Here is a 1743-nt window from a genome sequence, read left to right as displayed (position 1 = left end):
GTGCGGGGGAGCCCGCGAAGCGCGTGCGGGTCACGGCCGACCTCCCGCCTCGCGGCCCTGCGGCTCTCACGCGCGGCATCGCGCTGCCCGGGGCACCGGTCGACGAGGCCGATGCGGTGTACGCCAGGGCGCTCCAGCGCAGTCAGCTGCGGCTCGCGCTCGGCACGGTCGCCGGGTTCGTGGTGGTCGTGGTCGCGATGACCCTGGCGATCGCGCTCGTGCCCGAGATCGACCGGGTCGTGCTGTGGGGCCTGCCGCTGTCGTGGCTGCTGCAGGCGTTCGCGTTCTACCCGGTCATCGTGGTGTTCGCGCTGCTGTATCTGCGCACGGCCGTCCGCAACGAGCGCCGCTACCGCGCCCTCCGGGACCGCGAATGAACGCGCTGCTCGACCTGCTCGGGGTCGCGCTGGTGGTGATCGCCACGCTGCTGATCGGCGTGTACGGCCTGCGGGTGTCGCGCACGACGAGCGACTTCTTCGTGGCGTCGCGCACCGTCCGGCCGGTGTGGAACGCCTCGGCCATCAGCGGCGAGTACCTGTCGGCCGGCACCTTCCTCGGGCTCTCCGGACTCGTGCTGCTCGACGGCGCGCGCGGCTTCTGGTTCCCGATCGGGTACGCGGCCGGGTACCTGCTGGTGCTGGTGTTCGTCGCGGCCCCGCTCCGGCGCAGCGGGGCCTACACGATCCCGGACTTCGTGGAGGCGCGGCTCGGGTCGGCCTCGGCGCGACGCGTCACGAGCCTCGCGGTGCTGGTGATCGGGTGGCTGTACATCGTGCCGCAGCTGCACGGCGCCGGCATCACGCTGGTCGTGGTCGCGGGGTTGCCGGAGTGGGTGGGCGCCGTGACGGTCGCGGTGCTCGTGGCGGCATCGGTCGCGGCGGGCGGGATGCGCGCGATCACCTTCGTGCAGGCGTTCCAGTACTGGCTCAAGCTCACGGCGCTGCTGGTGCCGGTGGTGTGCATCGCCTTCGCGCTCGGCGGCGGACCGCACGCGTTCGACCCGGCGCTCGTGTTCCCCAGCGAGGCGGGACCGTCCGGCTTCGACGCGTACGAGACCGCGTCGCTGCTGCTCGCGCTGCTGCTGGGCACGATGGGACTGCCGCACGTGCTGGTCCGCTTCTACACGAGCCCGACCGGGGCGTCGGCGCGGCGGACGACCGTGATCGTGATCGCGATGGTCAGCGCCTTCTATGCCGCGTCGAGCGCGATGGGGCTGCTCGCCCGCATCGCCGCTCCCGACCTCGCGGTGCCGGGGGTGGCCGACACGGTGGTGCTGCAACTGCCCTCGCGCGTGTTCCCCGGACCCGGCGGAGAGCTGCTCACGGCGCTCATCGTCTCGGGCGCGTTCGCGGCGTTCCTGGCGACCTCGGCCGGGCTCGTGGTGTCGCTCGCGGGAGTGATCAGCCAGGACGTGTTCTCCGGGTCCGTCCGCTCGTTCCGTCTCTCCGCGGTGCTGTGCGCGCTCGTGCCGCTCGGGGTCGCGCTGCTCACGGCGCCCGCGGGGCTCGTGTCGAGCGTGGGCGTGGTGTTTGTGGTGGCCGCATCGACGCTGTCGCCCGTGGTGCTGCTGGGCGTGTGGTGGCGCGGGCTCACGGCCCGCGGGGCGGTGGCGGGGATGGTGTGCGGCGGCGTCGCGACCGGGCTGGCGCTGCTCGTGCACGCCGTGATCGACGGGGTCGGGGTCGCGGCGCCGTACCTCGCGCAGCCCGCGGCGTGGACGATCCCGCTGGCCACGGCCGTGAC

Annotated in this window: 2 protein-coding genes; both read left to right on the top strand. The window is 73.7% G+C overall.

Annotation, left to right across the window (positions count from 1 at the left end):
* Nucleotides 1-377 (top strand): heavy metal transporter (locus tag DW309_RS13550; protein ID WP_446724760.1); only part of this gene is annotated, 377 nt, incomplete at its 5' end.
* Nucleotides 374-1743: sodium/solute symporter (locus DW309_RS13545; protein WP_136045672.1), on the top strand; the 1370-nt coding region annotated here is incomplete at its 3' end. The genes DW309_RS13550 and DW309_RS13545, both read left to right, overlap by 4 nt.

It is taken from the genome of Microbacterium sp. K41 (genome assembly GCF_004794395.1).
Classification (GTDB): Bacteria; Actinomycetota; Actinomycetes; order Actinomycetales; family Microbacteriaceae; genus Microbacterium; species Microbacterium sufflavum.
The sequence above is the reverse complement of the archived record's forward strand: the minus strand, read 5'-3'. Positions and strand labels throughout refer to the sequence as shown.